Below are 22,585 nucleotides of genomic sequence, written 5' to 3' on the forward strand. Positions count from 1 at the left end.
TCAATCTCGAAATCTGGCGAAATGCCCTCGATGGCAGTAATGACTGGCTGGCTGTTCGCCATGGTCCAGTTGACTTTCGTAACGGCAAAAAGCGGGTTGCCTGCGAAATCGTCCTGCCCAGCCACGGTATCCGTAGACGGTACTAAAGTCATCCCCTTTAAATCACCCATTTTTTCACCCGTTGTATTGGACGACACGTCGATATGGTAAAAGCGCGTCCATCCGTTCCACGGTTTACGTGTAATAGTGTACCAGCGGTCCATTAATGACGTCAGCGTCGTGCTATCTGCTGTTTCTGCGCCGTTTTGGATAAACCATGCTTTTTGTACGGCTTCATACTTTTCTTTTGTTCCATCCAACAACGTTACGATGTAGTTATCCAGACTGCCATTATCTTTCCATGCCGATTGTGCAAGTTTATCAAGCGAATTGGCCATGACTTGCATATACTCTGTCTGCTTTTTCTGCTCGGACAAAACAGGGACGCGCTGGGAATCAGTTAATGTTGTTGTTGCCATTATTCAGTCACCTCTACAAATATTTTTTCACATAAGCATCCGTCGCTATCGAGATAGTAAACAGGGCGGTTTATTTCTTCAAGATGCGCCGATGCCGATGCCGCCGACGTTTTAGCCGCCAGGGCCCACGATTTAGCAGATTGCGTCTTGCCAGTAGCACTATCTGTATCTTCGGCCCCATCCGGACTATCTGTTGCAACAGCCCAGTTTTGAGCTGTCGTCGCACTGGTACTAGCGTTAGTTGCAGAGCCCTTAGCATTGGTCTCGCTTGTCTTTGCATTAGAGGCTGACGTGGCGGAATTTGTCTCACTAGTCTTTGCATTAACCTCGGAAACATGAGCGTTATCAGCACTTGTAGCAGAAGCAATTTCACTAGCCTTGGCATTGGTTTCGCTTGTCTTTGCATTTGTGGCACTGGTTGCCGCATCAGAGGCAGAAGAAGCCGCATTAGCAGCTGCGGTTTGGGCATCCGTTTTACTGATGTCTGCCGCCGTCGCAGAGCTTGCTGCGGATGTGGTACTGGCCGCCGCATTAGTCTCAGACGTAGCCGCCGCGCTGGCGCTCTCAGCTGCCGCTGTAGCACTTGCACTGGCATCCGTAGCAGATCCGGAAGCCGCCTTGGCAGATGCGCTTGCATCGGTAGCGGACTGTTTGGCCTGTGCCGCAGAGTCAGCTGCTTCGCTCAGGCTGGGTACAGGGACAGAGAAAACATTGCCGTTAATGTCGGTCATGACCAGGTTATTTTCTGAGCCGGTCGTGACAGATACAATCGTTCCCCGGATCCATTTATTGACCCAGTCGTCTTCCGTGCCCGTGTAACCATGCTGTACAGCAATGTTATAAGCGCTGTAGCCTTGCGGGCCTCGGCTGCTCAGTTTAGCTTTTAGTATTGCCATCTTATCACCTCGTTACGTCTGCGATGACCCGAAAAATACCCGGCCCAACAGTCTGTACCCAGCCGTCCTGGGTCCGGACCTCGATGTCCCAGACATAGTCCCCGGCCTCCAAATCGGCCGTCAGGTCAGGTGTTAGCGACACGACGCCGTTTTGGACGTGGGCCTGGAAGACATACCCGGCATCGGTGATTTTTTTCTTGACGCTAAAAACGGCAGTATAAGGTCCGATGTCCGAGCCATCTTCCTGCGTCAGATTTACGTCAAAGCTGTCCGCATCTCCGCGGATATGATAGATGTTGCTGCCGATAATTTTCAGCATCTTATTTCACCCTTTCTTGCAGATCATCAAGCTGGGCATCTGTACCAGCGATTCCATCACGTGCCCCCGTTCTGCTTGGTTGTCTCTGTTGTGTTAGTCTGCTTGTCAGCGGCTTCGGCGGCGGCCATAACGTCCAAGATAGCATTATGAGGACAATCCGCCCAAGGGCAGCGCCCATCGTCGTTTAAGATGTTCCCGCAAAATTCACAAAATTCCATGTTTCATCCCTCCTATGCGTTCTTGATTTCCGCAGCCATATTGGCAAGTGTGTTTTTATACTGGCTGTCAATTTTCGAGGTATCAGCACCCAGCATAGCCGCTTTGACGCGGGCTGTGATCATGGCGTCGAGCTGAGCATTGTATTCCGCTTTGATGGAGCTGATTGTTGCCGCTTTCTTTTCGGCTTCGGTCGGTTCGGGCGGGATATATGGGGCAAATGTTCCGTCCGACTGACGGCAGTATTCCTTGTGTTCCGAATTATTCCCGAGTAAATTATTATAATCATTTGCATTGACAAAAATAAACCCCTTGTCTACTAAATCCTGCACTTTGATACTACCGTCCGTGACTTTTCCTTGCTTGTCTACATAGTAATGGACCCCACTGGCGTACGTTGTTTTGCGCCGCCCGTCGGATCCGAACTGAATCAAATAATCTTTCATGTTATTATCTCCTTATCTTATAAAATGAGGTGGTTTACTGCCAGGCCTCCGGACGCAGATGTTTCTAAAGATACAGCGCTGTCTACCTGCAAAATATGTACTAAATGCAATTGCAGGCGTTATTTCTTGACCATTTGGATTATTGTTATATGTAGTCAATCCCCACTGTTTACTTTCCAACGGCAGCGGTATTATTTGGTATTAATCCCCACTGTCTACCAGCATAATGCGGTCCATCTAAAGTTGGTCGTATAATCCATAAAAAATAAAAAACCATCCTTGTTGCAATCAGATGTGGTAACTGATGCTGCATTTCCAGAATAGGATGTAGCTGTAGCCAAAGCGATAGACGCTGTTTCGCTGGATATGGGATACGTGATATTTCCTGTTTTAACATTAATTTCATATCCCCACTGTATAATTAGGTTCCCACAATTCGGCCCAAAACAGATGTAGCCGTTCTGGTCCATTAGCCCGGTGATGCCGAGACGATGATTTGTAAACTTTTTCCCGTCCCATGTTACGTCTGCCCCCGTCGCAAGATTTGCAATCATCGTACTCAGGCTTGCAAGGGTCGCCGCCGGTGCTTCTTTCCAACCACCAGCCCCGGTAGCAGCTTTAATGCGGTTTGCTAGGTTGCTTACCAGGTCCCGGATAGTGTTTGTATCAGACGTCGGGACAAGTGTGTCATCAGCCGTAGTCGCCATAGCATTATGAGCCGCTGCATTTGCATCGTGTTCATTGGCTGCGTCGCTTTGATTTTTTAATTCGTCGTTCAGGTACGCCATTTTCGTGTCGATGTCCCGGAAAAGCGTATCAAAGGCTTCACGGGCCGGCGGGACGGACCCGACATAAGCCCAGCCCTGTAAATAGTCGCTGTCTGTGAAGGTGTAGCGGTCGCTGGTGGCGACGTTGCTACCCCAGATTTTTGTAAAATCAGGTGTTGCCATGGTATCTCCTCCTTATAAATCGATGGTTGTCGCCCAGCTTCCGACGCCGAATGTCTTAGCACCCGGCTGCCCAAGGAATCCGAAATAGTCCGCGTCGAACATTTCGACAGCCAGCAAGCCGATGCCGCCGCCCAAGGTGATGAGATGCAGTGTCCAGGCCAGGCGTATGTCATTCGCTGTCAGCCGACGTCCGATGCCGACGATGATTCTGGCGTTGCCGACCTCGTGCAGGATGATATTCTGTGCATTGAACAGGACACGCAGGCAATGGATTAACTCATCACCGGTAGCCTGGGAGGAATCATAGAAGACCTTGAGCCATAGGATTTTCCGATAGTCATCATCTTCCAACCGGGTACTGGCCAGCCAGTTTTCATTGATGCCGCGGAAACGGCCGACGCCGAACGTCTGGCTGTTATCCTGACCGCTGAACCCAAAGAATTCAAGCTGTAAGGAATCCTGAATGGTTCGGTCGCGGTTCACGATGGTTCCGATGCCGTCGAGTTGTACCCCTTCGCCGGTATCTATCCAACGCTTATTTCTTAGATTATCAAAGGCGCTCCGCAAGGCGTCCAGTTCTGCACCAAGAGCATCTAATTCGGCCTGAATGACGGGTTTATCCTGGAACTGCCCTATCAAGTGCGAAATCATGCGTTCCGTATGGGTCATTGTTTCGTCACCTCGATACGGGCCGCATCAAAGACGGCAATCTGCCGCGGCGTAATGGATATATTGCTTGTAGAATAACTCCCGGCCGTGTCGCCGGTCGTGGCGGTCAGACTGATATACCCGACGCCGGAAGCGGACTTGAAAATCGTCGAGAAATAGCGCTGTAAGATGACATCTTCGCCGATGGTCTGCTCCTGCCCTTTAGCCAGCAAGGCCGTGGCAATATTCTGTACGGCTGCCGGAGCCAGCGTTTCGTCCGGGTTTTCGCTAATGACGACCTTCAGCCAGATTTTGACCGGCGACGGACGGTTAAAATACAGTGTCTGTTCGGTGCCGTTGGCATCAATAGCCGTGCCGTGTTCCGCGCCGTAGGTATCAATGCCGCCGGCTTTCGTTTTCCAGAGTACCTGGGCAATGTCGTCATTCTCCCCGCCTTCTACGATGGCCTCGATGGAGTGCGGCGGTCTGCCGTCTGAATCGGTCGCATCGGTCCGGTTCTCATATACCTTGGATGTCGTAACGCCGGTCACGTTATCGGCCAGGGCTTCGGCGATGGCATCAATATTCGTGGACCCGCGGCTAAAGAGTGACCGGTTCCAGCGCTGCCGCAAATGGGTATCGGTTTCGGCATCCTGGCCGACAGATGCGGCGTACTGGTTCAAGACCCCGGCCCAGCCGGGAATCGAGGTGACAATCTGGTTGATGGTGCCGATGTCCGGATTGACAGCCCCGACCGTCACGCAGCGGAATTGAATCGGGGTGCCGATAGAGCTGATTGTGACATTCTGGGCATCCGTTGCAAAGGTCTCCCCTTTGGTCGTCGTCCGTATGGACAGAATCCCGCTGTCAATCGAGTAGGTGACGCCGGTAAAGCTTTTTGCCAGGGTACTCAGCACCTTGCTGGCCATATCCCCGGAGGCGGCGGTATAGCTGGCCGTCTTGTCATTGATAGTCAGCGTATAAACCGTCCCGGCACTCACAGCACTGCTGATACTATATGCGGCATAGCAGGCATTTTCTTTCGAGATGGACGCGTTAGTGGCGATACATTCCCAGTAGCTGCCGTTTTCGTTACTGCTGGATATCTGCGCCCCATAGGGGACGACCGTGCCGCTGGCACCATAGCAGGTAGCCAGTAGCCGGCTTTGTGTGCCGGAAATGGCTGAGATACCCGCCAGGCCCGCCGCATTGGACAGGCTGACGCCCGTGGCCGTGTTCGGATACATGGCGTTATAGGTGTTTTCGGCCTGCTCCCACAGGTCGGCGATTTCGTATGCAAAGACGCCGTGGAGCTGGCCGAACAGGCTGTTGCTCCCGGTCTCGATTTCAACACCCAGCCGGTCCGATACCCGGCGGTTGATGTCGGACAGGATTTCCGGCAGCCGTTTCCGTCGGAAGCCGTCACGGGTCAGACCGTAAACGTTTTCACTATCTGCCATATCCCAGCACCTCCTTCTTTGTGATGAATCCATAATCGGTATCGATTTCGTAGGATACCGTAAGCGTCCTCAGAATGCGATTGAACGCAAATTCGAGCTCCGTGACGCCTTTGACCCCCTCAACGCTCTGAATGGCCTCCGACAGGACTTGCCGGACGTGGGCCTCGTTGGGGTTCTTGACTAAGATATATTCGAGATAGGGAACGCCGTCGCTCGTTTTCAGGAACCATTCGCCGAGCCATTCCCGCAGCGTGATGAGTACCTGTTGGGCGACCCGTTCCCCATTGTTGACGATCATCAGATCGCCGTTCCGGACGACCAGGTCGCCCGTCTGTACGTTCATTGCTAAATCATAGGCCATGTCCATGCCTCCTATTTCGGTGCGCTCGTCGTGCCGCCGCTGTCTCCGGTGTGAGTATGCTTCGTGACGGAAATGCCTTCAACGACCAGGTCACCGCCGGTCACAGTAATACCGCCGGCGCTGATGACCATCTTCACGCCACCGTTGAACAGGCAGACGTCGGACGGGCTGGCCGACCGGCATCCCCGGTTATACAGGCCAGGGATACAAATGGCGTCGTTGAGACTGTGGCACCGTTCGTTATCACTGTCGCCGCCGTTCAAGAAGTCGTCCAGTTGGGACTCCGAGAAGACCAACAGACAGCCGTCGCCGCTTCGTAAAGGAACCGTGACGCCGGCCGTGCCGCCGAGGCCGCTGGGAAAGATGACCGGCACATGGTGCACGATGGGAAATGGCAGGTTCCGGCCGTCCTGTATCTTGAATTTGCCGACCGGCTGCACACTGGCCTGACAGATACTTGCATCATAGTCGATAATCTTCCCCGGCATGGCCGTGTGAATGTTGCTGATGCTGCCATCTATCCAACCATTGACGATGTCCCGTAATTCATTCGATGACTGCATAAAAACCACCTTCCCTTAGCATTGGCTGGCTTTGATGATGTATTGTGGATACTGGTCGCCCATGTCAGTGTCGCCAGCATGATACCAACATTGTTTATTAAAACTGTTATGCCACATGCCGCCATTGCCGTCGTATATCCCGACATGCCCTTCGCTGTGGTCGTCGTTATAGAAAACGATGACGTCGCCCTTTTCGAGCTGGCTGTAATCGTATGGGATGTAGTTATCTCCCGCATCAGCACAAAGGCCATCGACGCCCCACTGGTGGGCGTCGTACTCTTGTTTAAGGAATGGCGAATAGTAGGACCCGGCTTCTGTAACACGGTAAACGCAGCCATCGGGGATATACGTGCCCTGGCTTTCGGCCACGGCTTCGCACCCGGCGTCGACGTTGGTACTGACTTCGCCGCTTGTCCCGCCATTCCCATAGACGGCCGTGTTGCTGGCCGCGTCGCTTTCAGGGGACCGGAGCGTGGCGTTCCGGTCTACTAAATCGAGTTCGCTGTTCCATTCGTCGCCATAAGTATCTCCTGTATGGTGGGCCGACTGGACTTTGAACCAGCCTTCGACGTAACGGGATTCTACCTTGACCAGGTCGCCCGGGTTGAGGGTCGGCGACAGCAGCGTCTTGACTTTCCAGCCCGACGAGGCCGTCGACGGGTCCGTATTCTCGGCCTGCTTGCGCTTGCGCTTAGGTGTCGCCGTGTTCGGCTGAGAGTTGGCCTTGGTATACCATTCCGGACTCCCGATAAGGCCGCTATCCGGGGCAAAGACCAGCCCTTTGTTGCTGACCGTGCCACCTTCCTTGATGAGCTGAAGGATTTCGTTCTGGATGCTCCATTTGACGCCCGAACCGTAGCATATAGCGTCGAGGGCATCGGCGGCCATGCCGACGAAGGAAAACCCATCCTTGAATGTGCCGAACTGGACGCCGTCGCCCCACACGAGGGGCAGGCCCATTTCATCGGCGATGTACTGGATGATAGTATTGCCCGGAGTCCCCGGCGCAAATGATAGAGAAAAAGCCGTATCCCGAATGGCCGCCTGACCATCGGAGAGCGACAGTTCCGTCGTGACGTCCTTCCCGTCGTCTTTTGTCTGGGCGCTGATGACCGACCCGACAAAGAGCCGGACGGCCCCGCCGTTGTCCTTATACCCAGCATAGAGCTCGACCTTGGTATCGGGCACGTTGATTTTATGCCGGGTCTCATCGCTCAGGTTCCAAAGGGTCAGTTTCCCCTTGTTCGTATTCTTCGACAGGTCTTTCGTGATGTCGAAAGAGATGCGGAGCGTATTGGCAAATTCCAGGCCTATCCCTGGGAACTTGACCCTATACTGCCGATTCCACAACATTCGTCAATTCCTCCTTCGGCATGTAGATCAGACGAGCTTTGCCACTAATAAAGTCCTTGCGGCCAATGTCCGAAATGCTCGTGCTGGACACGACGGCCAACAGCTCACCCGGAGGCAGGCCCTTGATGCGCCGGTATGCATGGAGCAATGGGAAGTTCGGAACGACGACGATCCCGCGGACCAGCTCGGAGTTGTCATTATTGCAGACATCGAGCGTCCAATACTGGCCGTCATCGTTCCAATTCAGCCGGAACCGGTAGAGGATTGAGTCCAGGATGACCGACTCAACGAACGAGTTGGCATCTAAGGTACTAATCGTAATCACCAGAGCGCCGCCCCCATTCCGCCCATGGACTGGGCAATGGATACCGTAGCCATGGCCGCCGTATGTTCCAGCCCGACGCCAATGGCCCCGAACTGGCTGAGGTCGACGCTGCCTGTGGCAATCTGGGTCCAAATATCTTCATCGGAGGACGCATTTCCGACGGTACTGGGGTCGATGGTCTGGAGGCCCGTACCGATTTCCTCAGTGGCAGCCATACCGCCGTCTTTCCCGGTCTGGCCGGCTTTTCCCTGGGCATCGGCATTACAGCCGTCTTCCGAGATGTCTTCCGTCCGCTGCGTGACCCGGCGCACATGCTGGAACTCCAGCGTCGCCTTATAACAATACCCGTCTTCGGAGCGCCTCGGCATGGGAGCGCTGGTCATGACCATATCCGTATAGATGCCGTCGACGAGTTTGATGGTGACCGGTTCGCCTTTCTTCCAGATGTCCATAATGGCATCCATGACCCGGTTCAAGCTGTGGCGGGAACCGCCTAATACGGCCATGAACCAGGTGACCGGCGTCGGCGTGAACAATACCTCAAGAGTCAGTTTCATCGGCTTGCGGATACAATGGTCTGAGATGGAAAAGCCGTCCTCTACGGGGAACTGCGTGACTTCTGACTCGAACGTCGTGACCCGTGACAGGATAACGTCACATTCGAGCATGTCACCAATCTGGGCCGGTTGTGTCGGCTCCGGGATGACGCCCGTACTGCTTCGAGGCATGAACCCCGAACCGCCGGCCAAGCCACCAGCCAGGCTGGTGCCGATACTGCTGATATTACTGCCACTCATAAACGCCATAATGTCTCACCTCTTATCCAAACGGTGAAAAGTTCGTACCGTTTATAATCCTAATTCCATCCTCAACGGAGGTGTTCGTGAATTTATAATTATTCGTATTTGAATAGCTGTTCCCGGTCGGGATGACCTGGTTAGCAAACCGTTCCAGGGCAGACCCTTCGGCGCTAATGGAACCGCCCATGCCTAAAAAATCCTTGGCCTTATTAATAAGGCTGTCCAATCCCTCGCTACACCAGTTTATAAATTTAGCTAATTCTTGTAATCCAGAGGCTACCGTGTCAATAAATGCGGCGACTCCACGAAAAACATATGCAGCCGTGCTAAAAAACATCCCTAGTGCGGTAACAATGGTAACCCCTATCCCATTAGCCAATACCCTGATAGGAGGAATCAGCGCCTCTATAAATGGCTGTATCCGTTCCCAGGCGTCGGCCAGGAAGGCAAGCCCCTGTTTCATCATCTCAAGACCAGGGGCAAATGATGCCATAACGACATCCCAACGTTCTTTTATGAAATAGATGGCGGCCGCAATGGCGGCGATGACCGCCACGACAGGCCAGCCAGCCGCGGCAATGAATCCGATAGCGCCGGAGATGGCCCCGAACACGCCGGAGATGACGCCAGCCACGGCTCCCGCGACCATTCCAACAGCAGAAAAGACGCCAGCCAGGATGCCGACGGCCCCTGCAATTAGAATGGTTTTTGTGATGAGGTTATCAATGCCCGTGGCCTCGCCAATTTGGTTGAGTAGATTGTAGACCGTCTTCAAGGCATCGCCAATAGCAACGATATATGGATGGGCTTCTTTCGCTTTCTCAAAGGCTGCCATCGAGTCGGCCGTATCTCCCGGCCCCGACATAATCGTGACGATGTCGTTCATACCCTGGGAGATCTCTCTAAATACCTGGCTCAGGCTGGTAGCGATGTCGGAAAATACCCCTGTCCCCTGTTCGATGCGCAGAATAAATATTTTCCACGAGTTGCTGGCCTGAGTCAGGGCTTGGCCAATAGTCAGCGGGATGCCATTGAATTCGGAATCAATGGCCGCCCCGCTGGCCAGGATGGCGTCGATGACCATATCAGACGTTAATACCCCATCCTTGCCCATCTGTTTCAGGGCTGCTTGGGGTACGCCGATAGATTCGGCCATGTGCTGCATGAGCAGGCTGGCATTTTCATCGAGGGAGTGGAGTTCGTCGCCTTGCAGGACGCCGGACCCCAATGCCTGGCCTAATTGCAAGATAGAGGCTTTCGCCTGTTCCGTCGTGGCGCCGCCTAACGTAAGGGCCTTAGATACAATATCCGTGGTCCTCATGGCGTCCTCTTGCGACCGCCCCATCTGCTTGCAGGCCCGGGCCGTACTGAAATAGAGGTCGCCCATTTCAGCCAGGGCACTGCGGTTATTCTGGGACAACTCATACAGCTGCGTTTCCACGCCACGCCGTTCTTCTTCGCTCGACGTGACGGAACGGAGACGGCCATCCAGGCTCATCATTTCATCGGCCGTGTTCTTGATGGCGCTGATGGAAAAAGCCGCGGCCATCGCTCCGGCCAGCGGCCCCAGGGACCCCATGAGGCTGTTGACGGATGACTTGATGCGGGAAATACCCATTTCAGCCTTGGTGGCAGAAGCGGCCATGTTCGCCGCGCTGTTGCCAAACATGCGGCTGGCCATGGAACTGGCCCCACCGATGCCGCCCAGACTCCGCTTGAGGCGGGAAATGCCGTTATTGGCCGCATCCAGGCCGCCCCGATTGACGGCAAACGATATTTTGGTAATCAGTTCACGGACGACCATGGCGTCCACCTCCTTCCGGCTTGTCATACTTCTTCAGGTTCGCGTACTCGATATCACTCTTCATGTCGAGATAATGCGTCATCCCGACGAGGTCGGCCAGGGTCACCAGGCCGCTTTTCAGCTCCGTCATGGTGACCATGCCCGCATCCAGTACGCGGTAGATGAAGGTCATTTCCGTGAACTCTTCGGAACATTCGCCTGGAATGGCTGCTTCAGCCCTCGCAACGTTCCGAGGACTCCAGTCGGGACGCTCGAGAGCTTGGAAAAATCCAGATAGTTGATCTTGAATACCTGAACCATCAATACGATCATGTCGAAAATGCGGCCGCTATAGACCTCATTGACGGCGCTTTCGTCGAGCTGCTGGAAGTCTTTCGTGTGAAGCGGTGCGACGCTGACATAATCCGGGTCCAATAACATGGCAGATACCTTTTCCAGCGTGTCGCCGTCCATGCTGCGGGCCAGCCCGTTCAAGGCGTCGGCCACGGTGTTGCCGATAAAGGTGACGTTGTTCGTGTCCTGGTCCAGCGTTTCCGGCTTGATACCGCCAATAGCGCCGCCAAGGGCCGGGGCAAGCACCCTCTGGAGCTCGCCCAGCACTTTCATGGCGTGGAACGGCGGGAACTGCCGGATAGCAAAGGTATACTGGCCCTGGTCCCACTTCTTCGTTTCGCCGCCCTGATAAATGATACTCATGCTTTAGCCTCCTCGTTAATCGTTGCCGCCGATGACCGGGTCGTTTACCTGGCCGGTGTTGAACGTCCAGTCCTGGTTGTCGATTTTACGGCCCCGTTTCGATTCAGGGAAGTTCTGTACCCAGGCCTGTTTAGCAAAGAACAATGTCGAGCCGCTGAGGTCCTTGATGGTCAACGGGAGCATATAGCTGCCCGTGCGGCGGTCTTTGTTGTAACATTCGCTCAAATAGTCGTTGCTCTTCGAGGATGTAGCCAGGCTGACCTTGACCTCGAACGTGCTGTTCGGGTCGACGCTTCGGCCGACTTCGCCGTCGGCACCGCTGTAGATCTGCATGCCATCGCCCAGGGGCTTGATGGTAATCATGTCATCCTCAGCAAAGCCCGTGAGCTGTCGGCCGCCGTAGATGATAATGTTTTTCTTGGGGTCGTACGTCAATACGTCAGACATTCGTTAATCCACCTCCTATGCGCTTTCCAACAAGTTGTCATAAGTAAAAGACCCGTTGATGCGGATAGCGTGAATAGCCCCAGCAAGACGGGCCGTGAATTTCACGTCTTCCAGGACACGGCTGGCCTTCTGGTTGGCCGTGATGCTCGAAGAAAGCGGTACGTCGATGGTATAGCCCAGGTTCTTGTTCCCGTCTTCATCGTATTCGGTCGGAGCGATGCCGCCGGCGGCCTGACCATCTTCCAAAGCCTTGCGCAACACCGTTTCCACCATGGCGATGCCTACATCGGTATAGGGTACTTTATCCGAGTTGATGAGCAGATAGAATTCGTTGGTACGGATTTCTTCCTGGAGCCAGTCACGGAAGCGGATAACGTCAATCCATTCGCCGGCGGCCACCTTGCCGTTTTGGGTAATGGATACGTTTCGGAATTTCTCGAACGTGTTTCCGTTTTTCTTGGTAATGGCGTTGTATTCTGTTTCGGTCAGATTATCCGCTGTAATAGCCGCTAGTTTCTTATTCGCCCAGGTTTCACCGCCCGGGTCGATAGCAAAGCAGCGGGCCATGACCGCCGCTTCCGGATATTCGTCTGTGGCATTGGCATGATACCAGGCAGCCGTGCGGTAATAATTCTTACTCTGGAGCTGTGCCATGATGTCTGTCGTGGACGAGGCGTCTTTCACCTTGTCGTCGCCGGTAGCCGTCATGAACAGCTTCATATGCGTTTCGGTCCATTCGGCCATAGCCAATACGTTGGCTTCCGTCCGGTCGGCCAGAACGATGCCATAAAAGTCATCATCTTCCGACCGGATAGCTGCCAAAGCTGTAGGCAGGTCTTCCTCGCTGTTCCATTTCCCGACCTTGACCTGTGTCGGGCTTGGAATCTGCGAGAAACAGGCCGAAACGGCTTTATAGATGGCGTCCGTCGTCTGGAACCCGTCATCGACAAGCTGGTCGGTATCGGTATAGGTCAATACGCGGCTCGTGCCGTGCGTATGTTGCCCGATGACCATGACCGTGCTGAAGCCGAGCTTGCTGATGCCGGTCGTATTCAAGGCGATTTGGACGTTTACAATGCGGTCAATGTTCGCCATTTAACAGTCCTCCTTAATTCGTGGTGCCGTCTACTTTGACGGTATCGATGTAATAATCATGCGTGTCCGGCTCTGTCGTGCTGCCAGAACCGGTATTCCCGGTATCGGGTCCCGTGTCTCCGCTCCCACTGCTCCCGGGGCTGTCCGGATCAGACGGGATAGTCGTCGTATCTGGCTGGCTCTTGGGGAGCTGGCTTTCAATGACAACCGATTCGATGTAGCCCGGTTCGTCGTCGACGTCGTGGTTATAGCGGATATACAGGTCGATATTCGCCCGTTCATCCCAGGTCTGCGACTCTAAGAGCGCCGACAGGTCGGTGATGTTGTTCGTGTCATACACGACGACAGCCGCCGCAAAGCAGCGGTCGGCAATCGTCGGGCGCTCGAACCCGCGGGCCAGCGTCTCCAGGCGTTCCAGGGCATCCGGGCCGAAATACTGCACGGCCAGTGTCGCCGATGTCGGGACCCGGACGTCATACTTGCCAGGACCTGTCGGCCGCAGTTCCTCACTGGCTTCCCCATGAACGCCGTAGAACTGGAGCGTCGCAAAGGGCCGCTTGATGCGGGGCATGTCCTGGTTGACCCAGACGACCTGTTTCCCCGGAAGCCCCAACAGCTCGGCAATGATGCCATGCAGGAAATCCATCTTGTCACGTGTCGTCATCGGTCAGCACCTCCTGGGCATAAGCCCGGTAATGACTGATGACGCCGTTTTGATAAGCGTCGCACTGCGTAACCAGGAAGCGGCGGCCCAGATGCCGAACGACGTCGGCCTTGGTGGCCTCTCCCTGCCCGCTGGCCGCACTTTGTGGGATAAGCGGGGTATCGGTATAGATTTTGACGTACGACACGTTACGGGCACCGTCAGGGCCAACTATCGTTGATTGTTCACGGATACTCAACGGCTGCACACTGGCTTGAATGGTCAGCGTGGTCGTCGTGCCTTTCTGGTATCGGCCGTTATCGTCGATAGTGCCCAGGCTGGTGCGCTCGATGGTGACGGGTCTTCTGAATCCCATACTATCAGTCCTCCACTTTATGGCTTACGCTGTTGCGCATGCGGCCGGTATCAATCAGCGGCTGGGACGAACCTTTCTGCTTGATGGTGTTCGGGGCATTGGGGACGAAATGGCCGCGGCCAATGGTCGCTTTCATGTCGCCTTCGGCCTTGTTGCCGAGAATCTCCAGCGCCTGATGCGGGTCCATCCCGTGGGCCACCCGGTCCTCAAGCCGGGCCGCCATGCTTCCCCAGGCCCAACGGTTGTTGTCCGTCGTCTGACGGACAAAGGGACGGGCTGGAATGTGCTGCGTGCCAAATTCGTTATAGGTAGCGACTTCGACGAGGCTGGCCCCATCTTTCTCGCTACCTGCTTCGGCCATGATGCCGACTTTGACCGTCCCTTCCAGACGGCTCAAGTTGGTGATGATGGTCTGATACCCCATATCCTTATCGATGACACTCATAGCCTCACCCCATCCGCGTACGGACCGGTACGATGACCAGTTTCAATAATTGCAGGTAGGCTTTCCCGTATACGGTCTTACTGAGCAGGTCGTTGCCAAATCCGCCCGTATTGGCCGCCCCGTAGGAGCGGGAAAGGTCGCCTTCGCTTTCGCTGACGATGCCGCCGGACGTCAGCGTCGCACTCATGCCGCCGCTGTTGGCCGTCTCGGCCCGCAGTGTCAGCAGGTGCGCCGTATAATCAGCCAGGGCCACGGAGTAGAATTTCCCGAACTTCTTCTCACTCACGAACAGCTTGGCCAGGTCCATGACTTGCAGGACGTCGCTGTCGTTCATCGTGGTGAATTCGGGGGCTACCGTGTAGACCGTGTTCAGCAGGTCCGCGTCACTTACGGCACTCATTTCGCGGCCTCAATGGCTGCCAGGATGTCCTCTTTGGTCGAGGCGTTCCCCAGGTCGATGCCCTGTTCCTTCGCGTAGGCCTGTAATTCCTCAATCGTCTTGGCGGCCAGCTCTTTTTCAGCTTCTGCGGCGGCGGCTTTGGTCAGCGTTTCGATGTCGCCACTATCCAGCATGGCGGCAATACCGGGATACATTTTCTTGACGTCTGACAATTTCCCGTCGACCGTCGTTGGTTTCAGCGGAATGAGCAGCGTGCCGCCGAACAGGACGGCACGGCTCGTTTTATTTAACAGAATCATTGGGACCTCCCCTTTCTACTAACAGCCCTGGGCTTTGACAAAGGCCATCGGCATGGTGACCGTAACGCCGGCCGCTTCGGCCACGCAATCGATGACGTATTCGAGGTTGCGGTACTGCACGGGCTGCTGGTCGAAACGGGTCGGGATTTCCAAGCGGATGTACATCGGGTCGAAATAACCAGCGACGACCATATCCGAACCGTCGGTGCCGGCGCCTTTGAGTTCACCGACCTTCATCCAGCGGGTAATTTCCGGGTGCAGGCTCTGCAAGAAGCGGAGTACCGTCGTGCCCTGAGCGTCATCGATGCGGGTTTCCGCCAAGGCCCGATAGACGGCCGGGGCCATCAGGACCGTATTGGCCTGTTCTACTTCATTCGTAGCGGTTGGGATGGCGTCGATGATGTCGTTCATGTCGCGGATCATCTTGTCATAGGTCTTCGTGCTGAAGGCCGTCTTGGAGTCCGTGCCGTCGGCCGGCAGGGAAATCGTCGAAATGTTTTCATTATCGAGGAAGCCCGTGATGTGGTGGCCCTTATCCCCGTTCCAGGCGATTTTGTTCAGCTTGAGGTCGATGCCGCGGCGGGCCTGCTGGGCACGGAGGGCGCTCAAGGGGATATTGGCGAACTGGGCGTTCTTGACTTCGCGGTAGTTATAACCGTATGCGTCGCCGATAGAGAAGACCTTTACGGCCTGTTCCTTGGCGACAACGTCAACACGAGGCAGGGCGTCGGCATAGTTGCTGATGATTTCAGCCATACCGACAGCGTCATAGATGTATTGGACGGCGCTTTCAGCCCCGGCCGGAATGTCCGTCTGTACCGGGAATACCTGGAAGGCATTCATGGGCGCCTTCTTGACGGTTAGCGTCTGGGCACGGATATGGGTCAGCTGGCGGGCCAGGAATACGCTCGTAGCTTCGTCCATAGCGGCCACGTTCTGCAAATATCTGGCTTCTTTTTCATCATAACGAGTCATGGTCATGTTGTTCATACCTCCTGTTTATAAACGGATGCGGATGCGGACGACGTCGCCTTTAGCTCCGGAATTGAGGAACGTAATGCCCGGCAGGGTATTCGTGCCGCCCGATTTTGTAAAGGCAACCGTACCATCATCAATGGCAATATCGGCTTTATCGCCCGGCTGTACGTCGCCGCCGGCGGTAACGTATACGTCGCCACTGGTCATGACATCGACAGCGGTGCCGGCCGGATAGCAGCCGATTTCCGGGTCGTAATGTTTATGTAAGGCGATGCCGATGACCTCCGGGCCGTCGGTAGCAGCTGTCACGGATTTGACCGTACCTTCTTCGGTGCCACGGAGCACGGCGTCGCCCGGCATGATGGGCGATTCAGCGGCATAGCTGTCTACGACGTCGACCGTCGTGTCGGCTTTCATACCGGCGATACCGGGGCGGTCTTCATTGCCGTACCATGTAAAAAGTTTGTTCTGTGCCATAATTATTTAACCTCCTTCATCCATGCGTCTGCTTCGTCTTTGCGCAGCTGTTCCATAGCCTCGGCCACGGCCAGATCTTCGTCGTCGTTTTTCTTTTCTTTCGGCTGGTTGATGGTCTTGACCTGGCTGGCGATGCCGTCCGCCTTGCCGGCTTTGGTTTCCTGCTTCGTGTCTTTCACGAGGTCATAGGCTGCATTGATGTATTCGTCGCTCTTATTTTCCAGGTCGAAATCATCGCCGTGTGCCTTCTTGATGACGGCTTTCTTGACTTCCTGGACGGTCATCTTTTCGGCGTCTTTGATGCCGAATGCGTCGGCCCGCTTCAATACGGCGACGCGGTCGCTGACAGCCTGGTCAAAAGCGGCTTTCGCTTTTTCTTCGGCCTGCTTGGCGTCTTCCTTTACTTTTTTCAAATCCGAAACGGCTGCATCGTACTTGGCTTGCAAGGTATCCATTTCGGCTTTCTGTTTCTTATGGTCTTCACGCAGCTGGTCAACGTATACGGCTACTTCCGGCGCCGCATCGTATTCGATACCATTGTCGAGTCTTACTTTTTTCATTGTCTTCGTTCCTCCTGTCGTATCTTGGTGCCCCTCAAAATCCATTTCCTGGTCCCCGTCCATGTTCAGCCGGGCAATACCGGCCCGGCCTTTGGGAACCACGGCCACATGGTTATAGCGGATGTGCCGCTGAATGGCGTCATAAGGCTGTCCATTCGGCGTCACGCCCGGGGTTTCCTCTAAGTCGAGATTGTACCCGCAGGAAAGTTCGCGGGCCTCGGTCGGCAGCTGATAAATGACTACATCGGCCACGATGTTGTTATTATCCTGTCTGCCCGGGGAAAGGACTGTACCGATAGGCTGAATGATGTTGCTGTTGCCACTCGTCACCATGCCCTGGTGGCCCATCGTGATAGGTTTCCCCTGTAGCGAGTTCAAGGAATCCACGTTAAAGGCTTCTTCCGGCGGCCGGTATTCCCGCCGGGTACTTCCGTCCGGGTTACGGTACTCTAAGATGCCCGTACGGCCGACGATAGGTTTATCACGGATGAACCCTTCGTCGGTCTTCGTCGCATGAATCGCTACCCTGTCATATCGAATCATGTTTCTCACCCCCTTTCCAGGTACGTGTCACAGTCGTCCATGATGTCGAATGTCTCATTGACGGTAGAGAACCTTACATCGTCCTGCCGTATCAGAATTTTGTAAGGTAGGCCGGTGATGCGCTCTTTCTTGGCTATCGGTTCATATACCTCGTAGCCTTTCCAGGTGCAGAGGTGTTCAGCCCCGTCGTATCCGTGATAGACGGCGAATTCGTTGGCCATGTCGTTCGTATTGGTCATTTCTTCCTCTTTTCCAGAACATCGTTGACGATCTTCACGTTGAACGCCTTGTCATCGACCCGCAGGAGCCGGGGCGGCGTATAAACCGTAATGCCGTAGAAGGTCCGCTTGAAGCGTGCCCGCTTGAAGTAGCTTTGTATTTCCTTGTCGCCGGTATAGATCCGGTCGAGCTGGGGATCATACATGACCAGGTCGCCTGCTTTATCCTTAGAAATACAAACGATATGGCCGATGCTGCCACGGCCTTTCCAGGCGAATTCGATAGTATAGCGCCCCTTCGGGTCCAGCATGCGGTGCAGCCAGGAGGCCAGCTGTTTCGGCGTATGTACGGCCTTATCAAGAATATACGCCGGGGCTTCCCCGGTTTCCGGGTCCAGCCAGGCCAGGTTGGTCTTGTGGGACAACCGTTCCGTCGTGCCGCCGGCCTCGAACCCTTTGGCGATGACGTCATAACCACGGCGCCGGGCCTCGTAGTCGACGACACAGACCTGGCAGTTGTTACGGTATGCCTCGCTGAAGTTGACCCGCGGATTGACGTTCCCACTGTCCGCTTCGGCGTGTGTCATCTCTTCGCCCCGTGAAGCTCCGCCCAACGTCTTGGGGTATAAGTTGTTCGCGTCTCCCTCTTCCTCGCCTTGTGGCGGCGCTGAGGTAAGTTTTTTCGCTGTCAGCGAAATGAAGGTCCCCGCCTTGGTCCGGATGGGAATGGTATCGACGTCGATGACCGGAAGGGCCACACAACGGCACCGTATCGGTATCCCCGGATGCCCGTCGGGCGGCGGGTCGCTCCAGGCGAATTTCTTCCCCTGCCTTGTGCGATGCCATGGCCGTACCCGGGAATCGTGGGCCGTCTCCCAGATGTAGTGAGTGATGCCGGCCTGTTCCTGCCGGTACTGGCTCATGCGCCCGTGTAATTTGCCTATCTGGTCTGTCGCAATCAGCACGGCCCGGTTCGTCTCATTGTGGGCGATGTCCTGGATGGCCTCGGCCAGGAACTTAGTGAGCGCGGCCGCATTGCTGTTATAGATGATAGCGTCGTTTAACCGCTGCTTGATGCGTGCCAGCGTCTCTCCATCGATGCTCCGTATGAGGTCGAGGTTCTGGTCTACCCAGGCCCGCTTGAGTTCTTCCAGATCCGGGGAGGCCGCATCCTGCCGCCCTACGTCTGTGACAGGCTGGTTCTTTAGCGGCCCAGGGAGAAGCGGCGCCGAAAGGGAAAATACGCTCCGGAATTCGGCGTCTGCCTCTTTCTCCGTATGAGTTTCTACCAGGCGGGCCATTTTCTGCATGGTTCCTGTCAGGACGTCGGCGGATTCCATGGCCTGGCCTATCTGGTCGATGACTAAGTTAATGTGCCCTGTCGTGTTGGACGATTGCAGGGCCGTTTTCATCTCCGGGATGAAGGCCGCCACCACTTTCATCTTACGAGCTACATAGGCCGTAAGCAGTTTGGCATAATCCCGTTCCAACCCCATGGGGTATCTGATTTTACGCTTCGGAACGATTTCCTTTGTCATTCATGGATTCCCCCTTGGGTGGTGTGCTGTGGGCTTCTTCGATGACCTTGTCGAGGCTCCGGTCCAACTTGTAGAAGTCCCCTTCATCGAGCTTGTCCCGTACCTCCTGGGTATCGAGAGCCCCGATAGATACATACTGCGCCGCTGTGGCCGCATCACGGGCCCGGGCTTCGGCTTCGGCCATCTTCGTGTCGGCTTCTTCTTTCGCCGATGGGCTCCATAATTTCCCGAACTCGATGGTATATTCATCGGGCAGGGCCAGCGGCACATCATGGGCCAGCGCCAAGAGATGCAGCAGGCGGTTGATTTTCGGCTTTAACGTACGCTGGCGGATGCGGTCGACCATGTTGTAATAGTTCTCCAGGTCGCTGTCCCCGGTGGCATCCAGGCCGCCCGGACTTTGCCCCATAAGGACCGTGATAGGAATATCGGCCGCCGCCGACAGGGCCGTCTCGAATTTATCCACCATATCACAAAGGCCGCTCATGGTGATGGTCTCGATGTTATATTCATCTTCCGTGTCGAGGGCGATGGTGTTCATCATCCCCCGGGCCATATCAATGAGCTGCAGCCTTTTCTGTATGATCTTCTCGCCTTCGTCGGTGCTCAGTACGTTGCCCATGCCGGACAACTTCAATACCGACTGGCTCATGCGTTCCATGGCCATCAGGGAAAATTCCTGGGATGACACGAACCGTATCAGATTATCGCGTACCTGTTCCATGATGGAACCGCCCCAGCCATTGCGCTGGCGCCGTTCCCGGTTGCTGATGAGCGACCCGTCAAAAATGAGCAGGCGGCTCTCATGCACCGAGAAGGCCCCGCCGTTATAGCCTACGATGGTATAGGTTTCCGGCTTCCCGTATAAAGGATGGCTCGGGTCTTGGTAATCATATTCCGGCGTGACGTCCTGGGCGTCATAGACGACCAGTTTACGGATGCCCTTGATGGCGCTTTCATTCAGCGGATCTTGCAATTCCCCGCTGTCATCAATCAGCATGAGCACGACGCCGCCACCGTACAGGCGGTCCCAGCACAGGGCTTTGGAAAATACGCTCTGGAAATTCAGATCTTCCAGGATGGATTGTACGGCCTTATTCTGTTCCAGCTCACTGTCTCCGTCGTTCAGCGTAAAGCCAGCCCGCACGGCGTCGTTAGCCGGAATCTTGATGATTTTTTGGGCGATGCCGTTATACGTGAACAGTTCTTCATATTCATGCCATCGGGCCGCTATGGATTCCACCTGCCCGCTATGGAAATGCGTATGTGTGAACGGGTCCCGCCGCCTGGTTCCATATCCCAGGAAGGCGTTAAAGAACCCGTCGCTCCGAATGTCAGTCATAGTTTTGATGCTCCTTATGAAATCAGCGCTTTCCAGTCGTTGGCTTTGGCCACGGCATTAAAGGCGTCATCGGCCGCATCCACCTGGTCGTCATGCTGGGCCAGGGGAAAGCCTTCGAGTTCATCGAGGAACTTGTCGTTCCAGCCGCCTTCGAGCAGCAGGACGTTGCCGTTCTGCCATTGCGAGGCCAGCGGTTCGGCACGGGTTTCCTTGTCGCCGCTGACCGTGTGGCACTCGATGCCATACCCAGCCAGTTCCCGGATGTAGCTGAGGGCCTGGTCTTTGCCGGCCTGCCCCGGGTCCTGGGGAATCAGAATCTTATTGCAGCCGTACATGCTCCGGTCGAGTTTGGCCGTGTTCTTCACCAGCTTCCGGACATCGGACGAGATGAAGGCTTTCCGTACGACGTCGAGGAAAATATACTGGCCGCTTCGCAGTCGGGCACACAGGGCGCCGACCGTGCGGTCCGGGTCCTTGCTGTTCGGCGTGATTTCCGTTGCCGCCAAGTCCCAGGCGCGGGCAATGGCGACGATTTTGTCGGGAATCGTCTTGACGATTTTCGTCTGTTCCCGTTTGAAATACATGCCGCCGGACGGCCGTATCTTCCAGTTACCGTATAAAAGCCGCTCCTTTTCTACCTCTGGCAGGGCGTTAAGGCTGGCCAGGTATTCCGGGTTTGCTTTCAGCAGTACCTTATTGTCTTTGATGGACGAGGCGATGAACGATACGTTCTTGACAGCGTCTTTCCCGTATTTGTCTTCTAATGCCTTGCGGTCGTCGTTCCAGATGATTTCCCCGCTGATGCGGACGAAATAACGAATCTTGCCAGACCGTTCCTGTATGGGGTAGCCCGTGTCCGGATCAATCCACCAGGAAATGAAGTCAGCGACCCAGGAGTCGGCGTCCGGGTTGCACGTCGCTCGAATGTAGGGCCGTACCCCGCACGTCGTCCGGTTTCGGGACAGCATGTAGAAAAACTGGCTCTCGCTGAAATGGGTCAGCTCATCAAAGGCGATAAGCGGTATCTGCGACCCCTGCCAGCCAAGAACGTCCTTTTCGTATTGCAGATGGCGGAACGAGATTTTCGCCCCGCTGGGGAAGGTGCACATGAGTGCCGGCACTTTCTTGAATACCGCTCCCAGGGGATAGTAAATAGATAACGCCGTATCATATAAGCCGCCTTCCGTGGTGATCTGCGTCGCCTGTTTACGGAAGATGACGGCCCCGAAATTGGGATTGTCCACATGGCGCAAACATTCCATCAATAACGCGTACGTTTTGCCACCGCCGGCGGCGCCGCCATATATCGCAATGTCTGCGGGGCAGGAAAGAAAGGTTTCCTGTGGCCCTGGCTGTGGTTTGATAATCATTTCTTGTCACCATCCCGCCCGTTATCGGGCAAATAGACCTGCACCGCCGTGGCCGAAACGGCTCCGTCGTGGTGCATCTCGACGTTGGTCGATTCCGTCGGGGCGCCTACGCAAAGTCGTTCGTATTTCATGAGCTGTAACAGGTAATTCATGAGCGTGTCGTACTCTTCATCGCTGATGTCTTTATTCTGTAAGACTTTCAGGATGCGCCCCTCTGCAAATTTAGTAATCTGCAAATGGCGCTGCACCACCTTGAGGCGTTCCCTGGCCAATTCTTCCATTTCCAGATTGAATTGGTACGAATCATAGGCTTCGGACCGCTCTATCCAGTTGTATTTCTTTTTCCAGATCTTGATGGCGGCGATGGTTTTCTTTCCCGTTTTGCGCGCTACATTCGCCATCGTTCGGTCTTCCAGCTCCAGGAATACCTTGAACGCCTGGTACGCTTTATCGGTCTCGCCGGGAAGCCGGTTCCAAGCCTTGTCAGCCATGGCAGTCC

30 protein-coding genes are annotated in these 22,585 nt (G+C 55.1%); all 30 read right to left on the bottom strand.

All coding sequences use genetic code 11. From position 1 onward, the window contains the following. Nucleotides 1-518: hypothetical protein (locus WMO23_RS05735; protein WP_349173446.1), on the bottom strand; the 518-nt coding region annotated here is incomplete at its 3' end. Beyond that, nucleotides 518-1,414 (bottom strand): hypothetical protein, encoded by an 897-nt coding sequence (locus WMO23_RS05740; RefSeq protein ID WP_349173448.1) that lies wholly within the window; start codon nt 1,412-1,414, stop codon nt 518-520. The genes WMO23_RS05740 and WMO23_RS05735, both read right to left, overlap by 1 nt. Before the next feature lie 4 nt (nt 1,415-1,418). Continuing rightward, nucleotides 1,419-1,733, bottom strand: a complete 315-nt coding sequence (locus WMO23_RS05745) for a hypothetical protein (protein WP_349173450.1) — start codon at nt 1,731-1,733, stop codon at nt 1,419-1,421. A 230-nt stretch (nt 1,734-1,963) separates the two neighbouring features. Then, complete coding sequence (locus WMO23_RS05750; protein WP_349173451.1) at nt 1,964-2,395, bottom strand: hypothetical protein; 432 nt, start codon at nt 2,393-2,395, stop codon at nt 1,964-1,966. Nucleotides 2,396-2,610: 215 nt separating this feature from the next. Continuing rightward, nucleotides 2,611-3,345, bottom strand: a complete 735-nt coding sequence (locus WMO23_RS05755; protein WP_349173453.1) for a hypothetical protein — start codon at nt 3,343-3,345, stop codon at nt 2,611-2,613. A 12-nt stretch (nt 3,346-3,357) separates the two neighbouring features. Continuing rightward, entirely contained in the window at nt 3,358-4,014 is a 657-nt protein-coding gene (locus WMO23_RS05760) for a baseplate wedge 1 family protein (RefSeq protein ID WP_349173455.1), read from the bottom strand. Further along, on the bottom strand, nt 4,011-5,453 hold the full coding sequence (locus WMO23_RS05765) for a baseplate J/gp47 family protein (RefSeq protein ID WP_349173457.1): 1,443 nt from the start codon (nt 5,451-5,453) through the stop codon (nt 4,011-4,013). The genes WMO23_RS05760 and WMO23_RS05765 overlap by 4 nt, the downstream gene beginning before the upstream one ends. Beyond that, nucleotides 5,443-5,814, bottom strand: a complete 372-nt coding sequence (locus WMO23_RS05770) for a contractile injection system sheath initiator (protein WP_349173459.1) — start codon at nt 5,812-5,814, stop codon at nt 5,443-5,445. Before WMO23_RS05770 ends, WMO23_RS05765 begins: the two co-directional genes overlap by 11 nt. A gap of 11 nt (nt 5,815-5,825) precedes the next feature. Further along, nucleotides 5,826-6,377: a Gp138 family membrane-puncturing spike protein gene (locus tag WMO23_RS05775; RefSeq protein ID WP_349173461.1), complete on the bottom strand. Its 552-nt coding sequence runs from the start codon at nt 6,375-6,377 to the stop codon at nt 5,826-5,828. Nucleotides 6,378-6,392: 15 nt separating this feature from the next. Continuing rightward, complete coding sequence (locus tag WMO23_RS05780; RefSeq protein ID WP_349173462.1) at nt 6,393-7,730, bottom strand: phage protein; 1,338 nt, start codon at nt 7,728-7,730, stop codon at nt 6,393-6,395. Beyond that, nucleotides 7,708-8,055 carry a phage baseplate plug family protein gene (locus WMO23_RS05785; protein ID WP_349173463.1) on the bottom strand — a complete coding sequence of 116 codons (348 nt, stop codon included), beginning with the start codon at nt 8,053-8,055 and terminating at the stop codon, nt 7,708-7,710. Before WMO23_RS05785 ends, WMO23_RS05780 begins: the two co-directional genes overlap by 23 nt. After that, nucleotides 8,052-8,861 carry a phage baseplate protein gene (locus WMO23_RS05790; RefSeq protein WP_349173464.1) on the bottom strand — a complete coding sequence of 270 codons (810 nt, stop codon included), beginning with the start codon at nt 8,859-8,861 and terminating at the stop codon, nt 8,052-8,054. Before WMO23_RS05790 ends, WMO23_RS05785 begins: the two co-directional genes overlap by 4 nt. 13 nt (nt 8,862-8,874) lie before the next feature. Then, complete coding sequence (locus WMO23_RS05795) at nt 8,875-10,659, bottom strand: tape measure protein (RefSeq protein WP_349173465.1); 1,785 nt, start codon at nt 10,657-10,659, stop codon at nt 8,875-8,877. Next, on the bottom strand, nt 10,646-10,831 hold the full coding sequence (locus WMO23_RS05800; RefSeq protein ID WP_287056434.1) for a hypothetical protein: 186 nt from the start codon (nt 10,829-10,831) through the stop codon (nt 10,646-10,648). The genes WMO23_RS05795 and WMO23_RS05800 overlap by 14 nt, the downstream gene beginning before the upstream one ends. Further along, nucleotides 10,828-11,355, bottom strand: a complete 528-nt coding sequence (locus WMO23_RS05805; RefSeq protein ID WP_349173466.1) for a phage tail assembly chaperone — start codon at nt 11,353-11,355, stop codon at nt 10,828-10,830. Before WMO23_RS05805 ends, WMO23_RS05800 begins: the two co-directional genes overlap by 4 nt. A gap of 15 nt (nt 11,356-11,370) precedes the next feature. Beyond that, on the bottom strand, nt 11,371-11,802 hold the full coding sequence (locus WMO23_RS05810; protein WP_349173467.1) for a phage structural protein: 432 nt from the start codon (nt 11,800-11,802) through the stop codon (nt 11,371-11,373). A 15-nt stretch (nt 11,803-11,817) separates the two neighbouring features. Beyond that, nucleotides 11,818-12,897, bottom strand: a complete 1,080-nt coding sequence (locus WMO23_RS05815) for a DUF3383 family protein (protein ID WP_349173468.1) — start codon at nt 12,895-12,897, stop codon at nt 11,818-11,820. Between the two features lie 13 nt (nt 12,898-12,910). Beyond that, a complete protein-coding gene (locus WMO23_RS05820; RefSeq protein ID WP_349173470.1) occupies nt 12,911-13,561 on the bottom strand; it encodes a phage neck terminator protein in 651 nt (216 codons plus the stop codon). Beyond that, complete coding sequence (locus tag WMO23_RS05825; protein ID WP_349173472.1) at nt 13,548-13,916, bottom strand: phage head completion protein; 369 nt, start codon at nt 13,914-13,916, stop codon at nt 13,548-13,550. Before WMO23_RS05825 ends, WMO23_RS05820 begins: the two co-directional genes overlap by 14 nt. A 4-nt stretch (nt 13,917-13,920) precedes the next feature. Then, nucleotides 13,921-14,361 carry a hypothetical protein gene (locus tag WMO23_RS05830; RefSeq protein ID WP_349173473.1) on the bottom strand — a complete coding sequence of 147 codons (441 nt, stop codon included), beginning with the start codon at nt 14,359-14,361 and terminating at the stop codon, nt 13,921-13,923. A gap of 4 nt (nt 14,362-14,365) precedes the next feature. Then, nucleotides 14,366-14,761 carry a DUF4054 domain-containing protein gene (locus tag WMO23_RS05835; protein ID WP_349173475.1) on the bottom strand — a complete coding sequence of 132 codons (396 nt, stop codon included), beginning with the start codon at nt 14,759-14,761 and terminating at the stop codon, nt 14,366-14,368. Next, a complete protein-coding gene (locus WMO23_RS05840; protein WP_349173477.1) occupies nt 14,758-15,060 on the bottom strand; it encodes a Rho termination factor N-terminal domain-containing protein in 303 nt (100 codons plus the stop codon). Before WMO23_RS05840 ends, WMO23_RS05835 begins: the two co-directional genes overlap by 4 nt. An 18-nt stretch (nt 15,061-15,078) precedes the next feature. Continuing rightward, nucleotides 15,079-16,041 carry a DUF2184 domain-containing protein gene (locus WMO23_RS05845; protein ID WP_349173478.1) on the bottom strand — a complete coding sequence of 321 codons (963 nt, stop codon included), beginning with the start codon at nt 16,039-16,041 and terminating at the stop codon, nt 15,079-15,081. Nucleotides 16,042-16,059: 18 nt separating this feature from the next. Continuing rightward, nucleotides 16,060-16,515 (bottom strand): structural cement protein Gp24, encoded by a 456-nt coding sequence (locus WMO23_RS05850; RefSeq protein WP_349173480.1) that lies wholly within the window; start codon nt 16,513-16,515, stop codon nt 16,060-16,062. Nucleotides 16,516-16,517: 2 nt separating this feature from the next. Beyond that, complete coding sequence (locus tag WMO23_RS05855; protein WP_349173482.1) at nt 16,518-17,618, bottom strand: DUF2213 domain-containing protein; 1,101 nt, start codon at nt 17,616-17,618, stop codon at nt 16,518-16,520. A 5-nt stretch (nt 17,619-17,623) separates the two neighbouring features. Further along, nucleotides 17,624-17,857 carry a hypothetical protein gene (locus WMO23_RS05860; RefSeq protein WP_349173484.1) on the bottom strand — a complete coding sequence of 78 codons (234 nt, stop codon included), beginning with the start codon at nt 17,855-17,857 and terminating at the stop codon, nt 17,624-17,626. After that, entirely contained in the window at nt 17,854-19,374 is a 1,521-nt protein-coding gene (locus WMO23_RS05865) for a minor capsid protein (protein WP_349173485.1), read from the bottom strand. Before WMO23_RS05865 ends, WMO23_RS05860 begins: the two co-directional genes overlap by 4 nt. Next, nucleotides 19,346-20,716 (bottom strand): phage portal protein, encoded by a 1,371-nt coding sequence (locus WMO23_RS05870; RefSeq protein ID WP_349173486.1) that lies wholly within the window; start codon nt 20,714-20,716, stop codon nt 19,346-19,348. Before WMO23_RS05870 ends, WMO23_RS05865 begins: the two co-directional genes overlap by 29 nt. A gap of 14 nt (nt 20,717-20,730) precedes the next feature. Further along, a complete protein-coding gene (terL, locus tag WMO23_RS05875; protein WP_349173487.1) occupies nt 20,731-22,086 on the bottom strand; it encodes a phage terminase large subunit in 1,356 nt (451 codons plus the stop codon). Then, the gene (locus WMO23_RS05880; protein ID WP_349173489.1) at nt 22,083-22,577 is read right to left on the bottom strand and encodes a hypothetical protein; all 495 of its coding nucleotides are present in this window, start codon (nt 22,575-22,577) and stop codon (nt 22,083-22,085) included. The genes terL and WMO23_RS05880 overlap by 4 nt, the downstream gene beginning before the upstream one ends. Nucleotides 22,578-22,585 lie beyond the last annotated feature (8 nt).

Source organism: Megasphaera intestinihominis (assembly GCF_040096415.1).
GTDB lineage: Bacteria > Bacillota > Negativicutes > Veillonellales > Megasphaeraceae > Megasphaera > Megasphaera intestinihominis.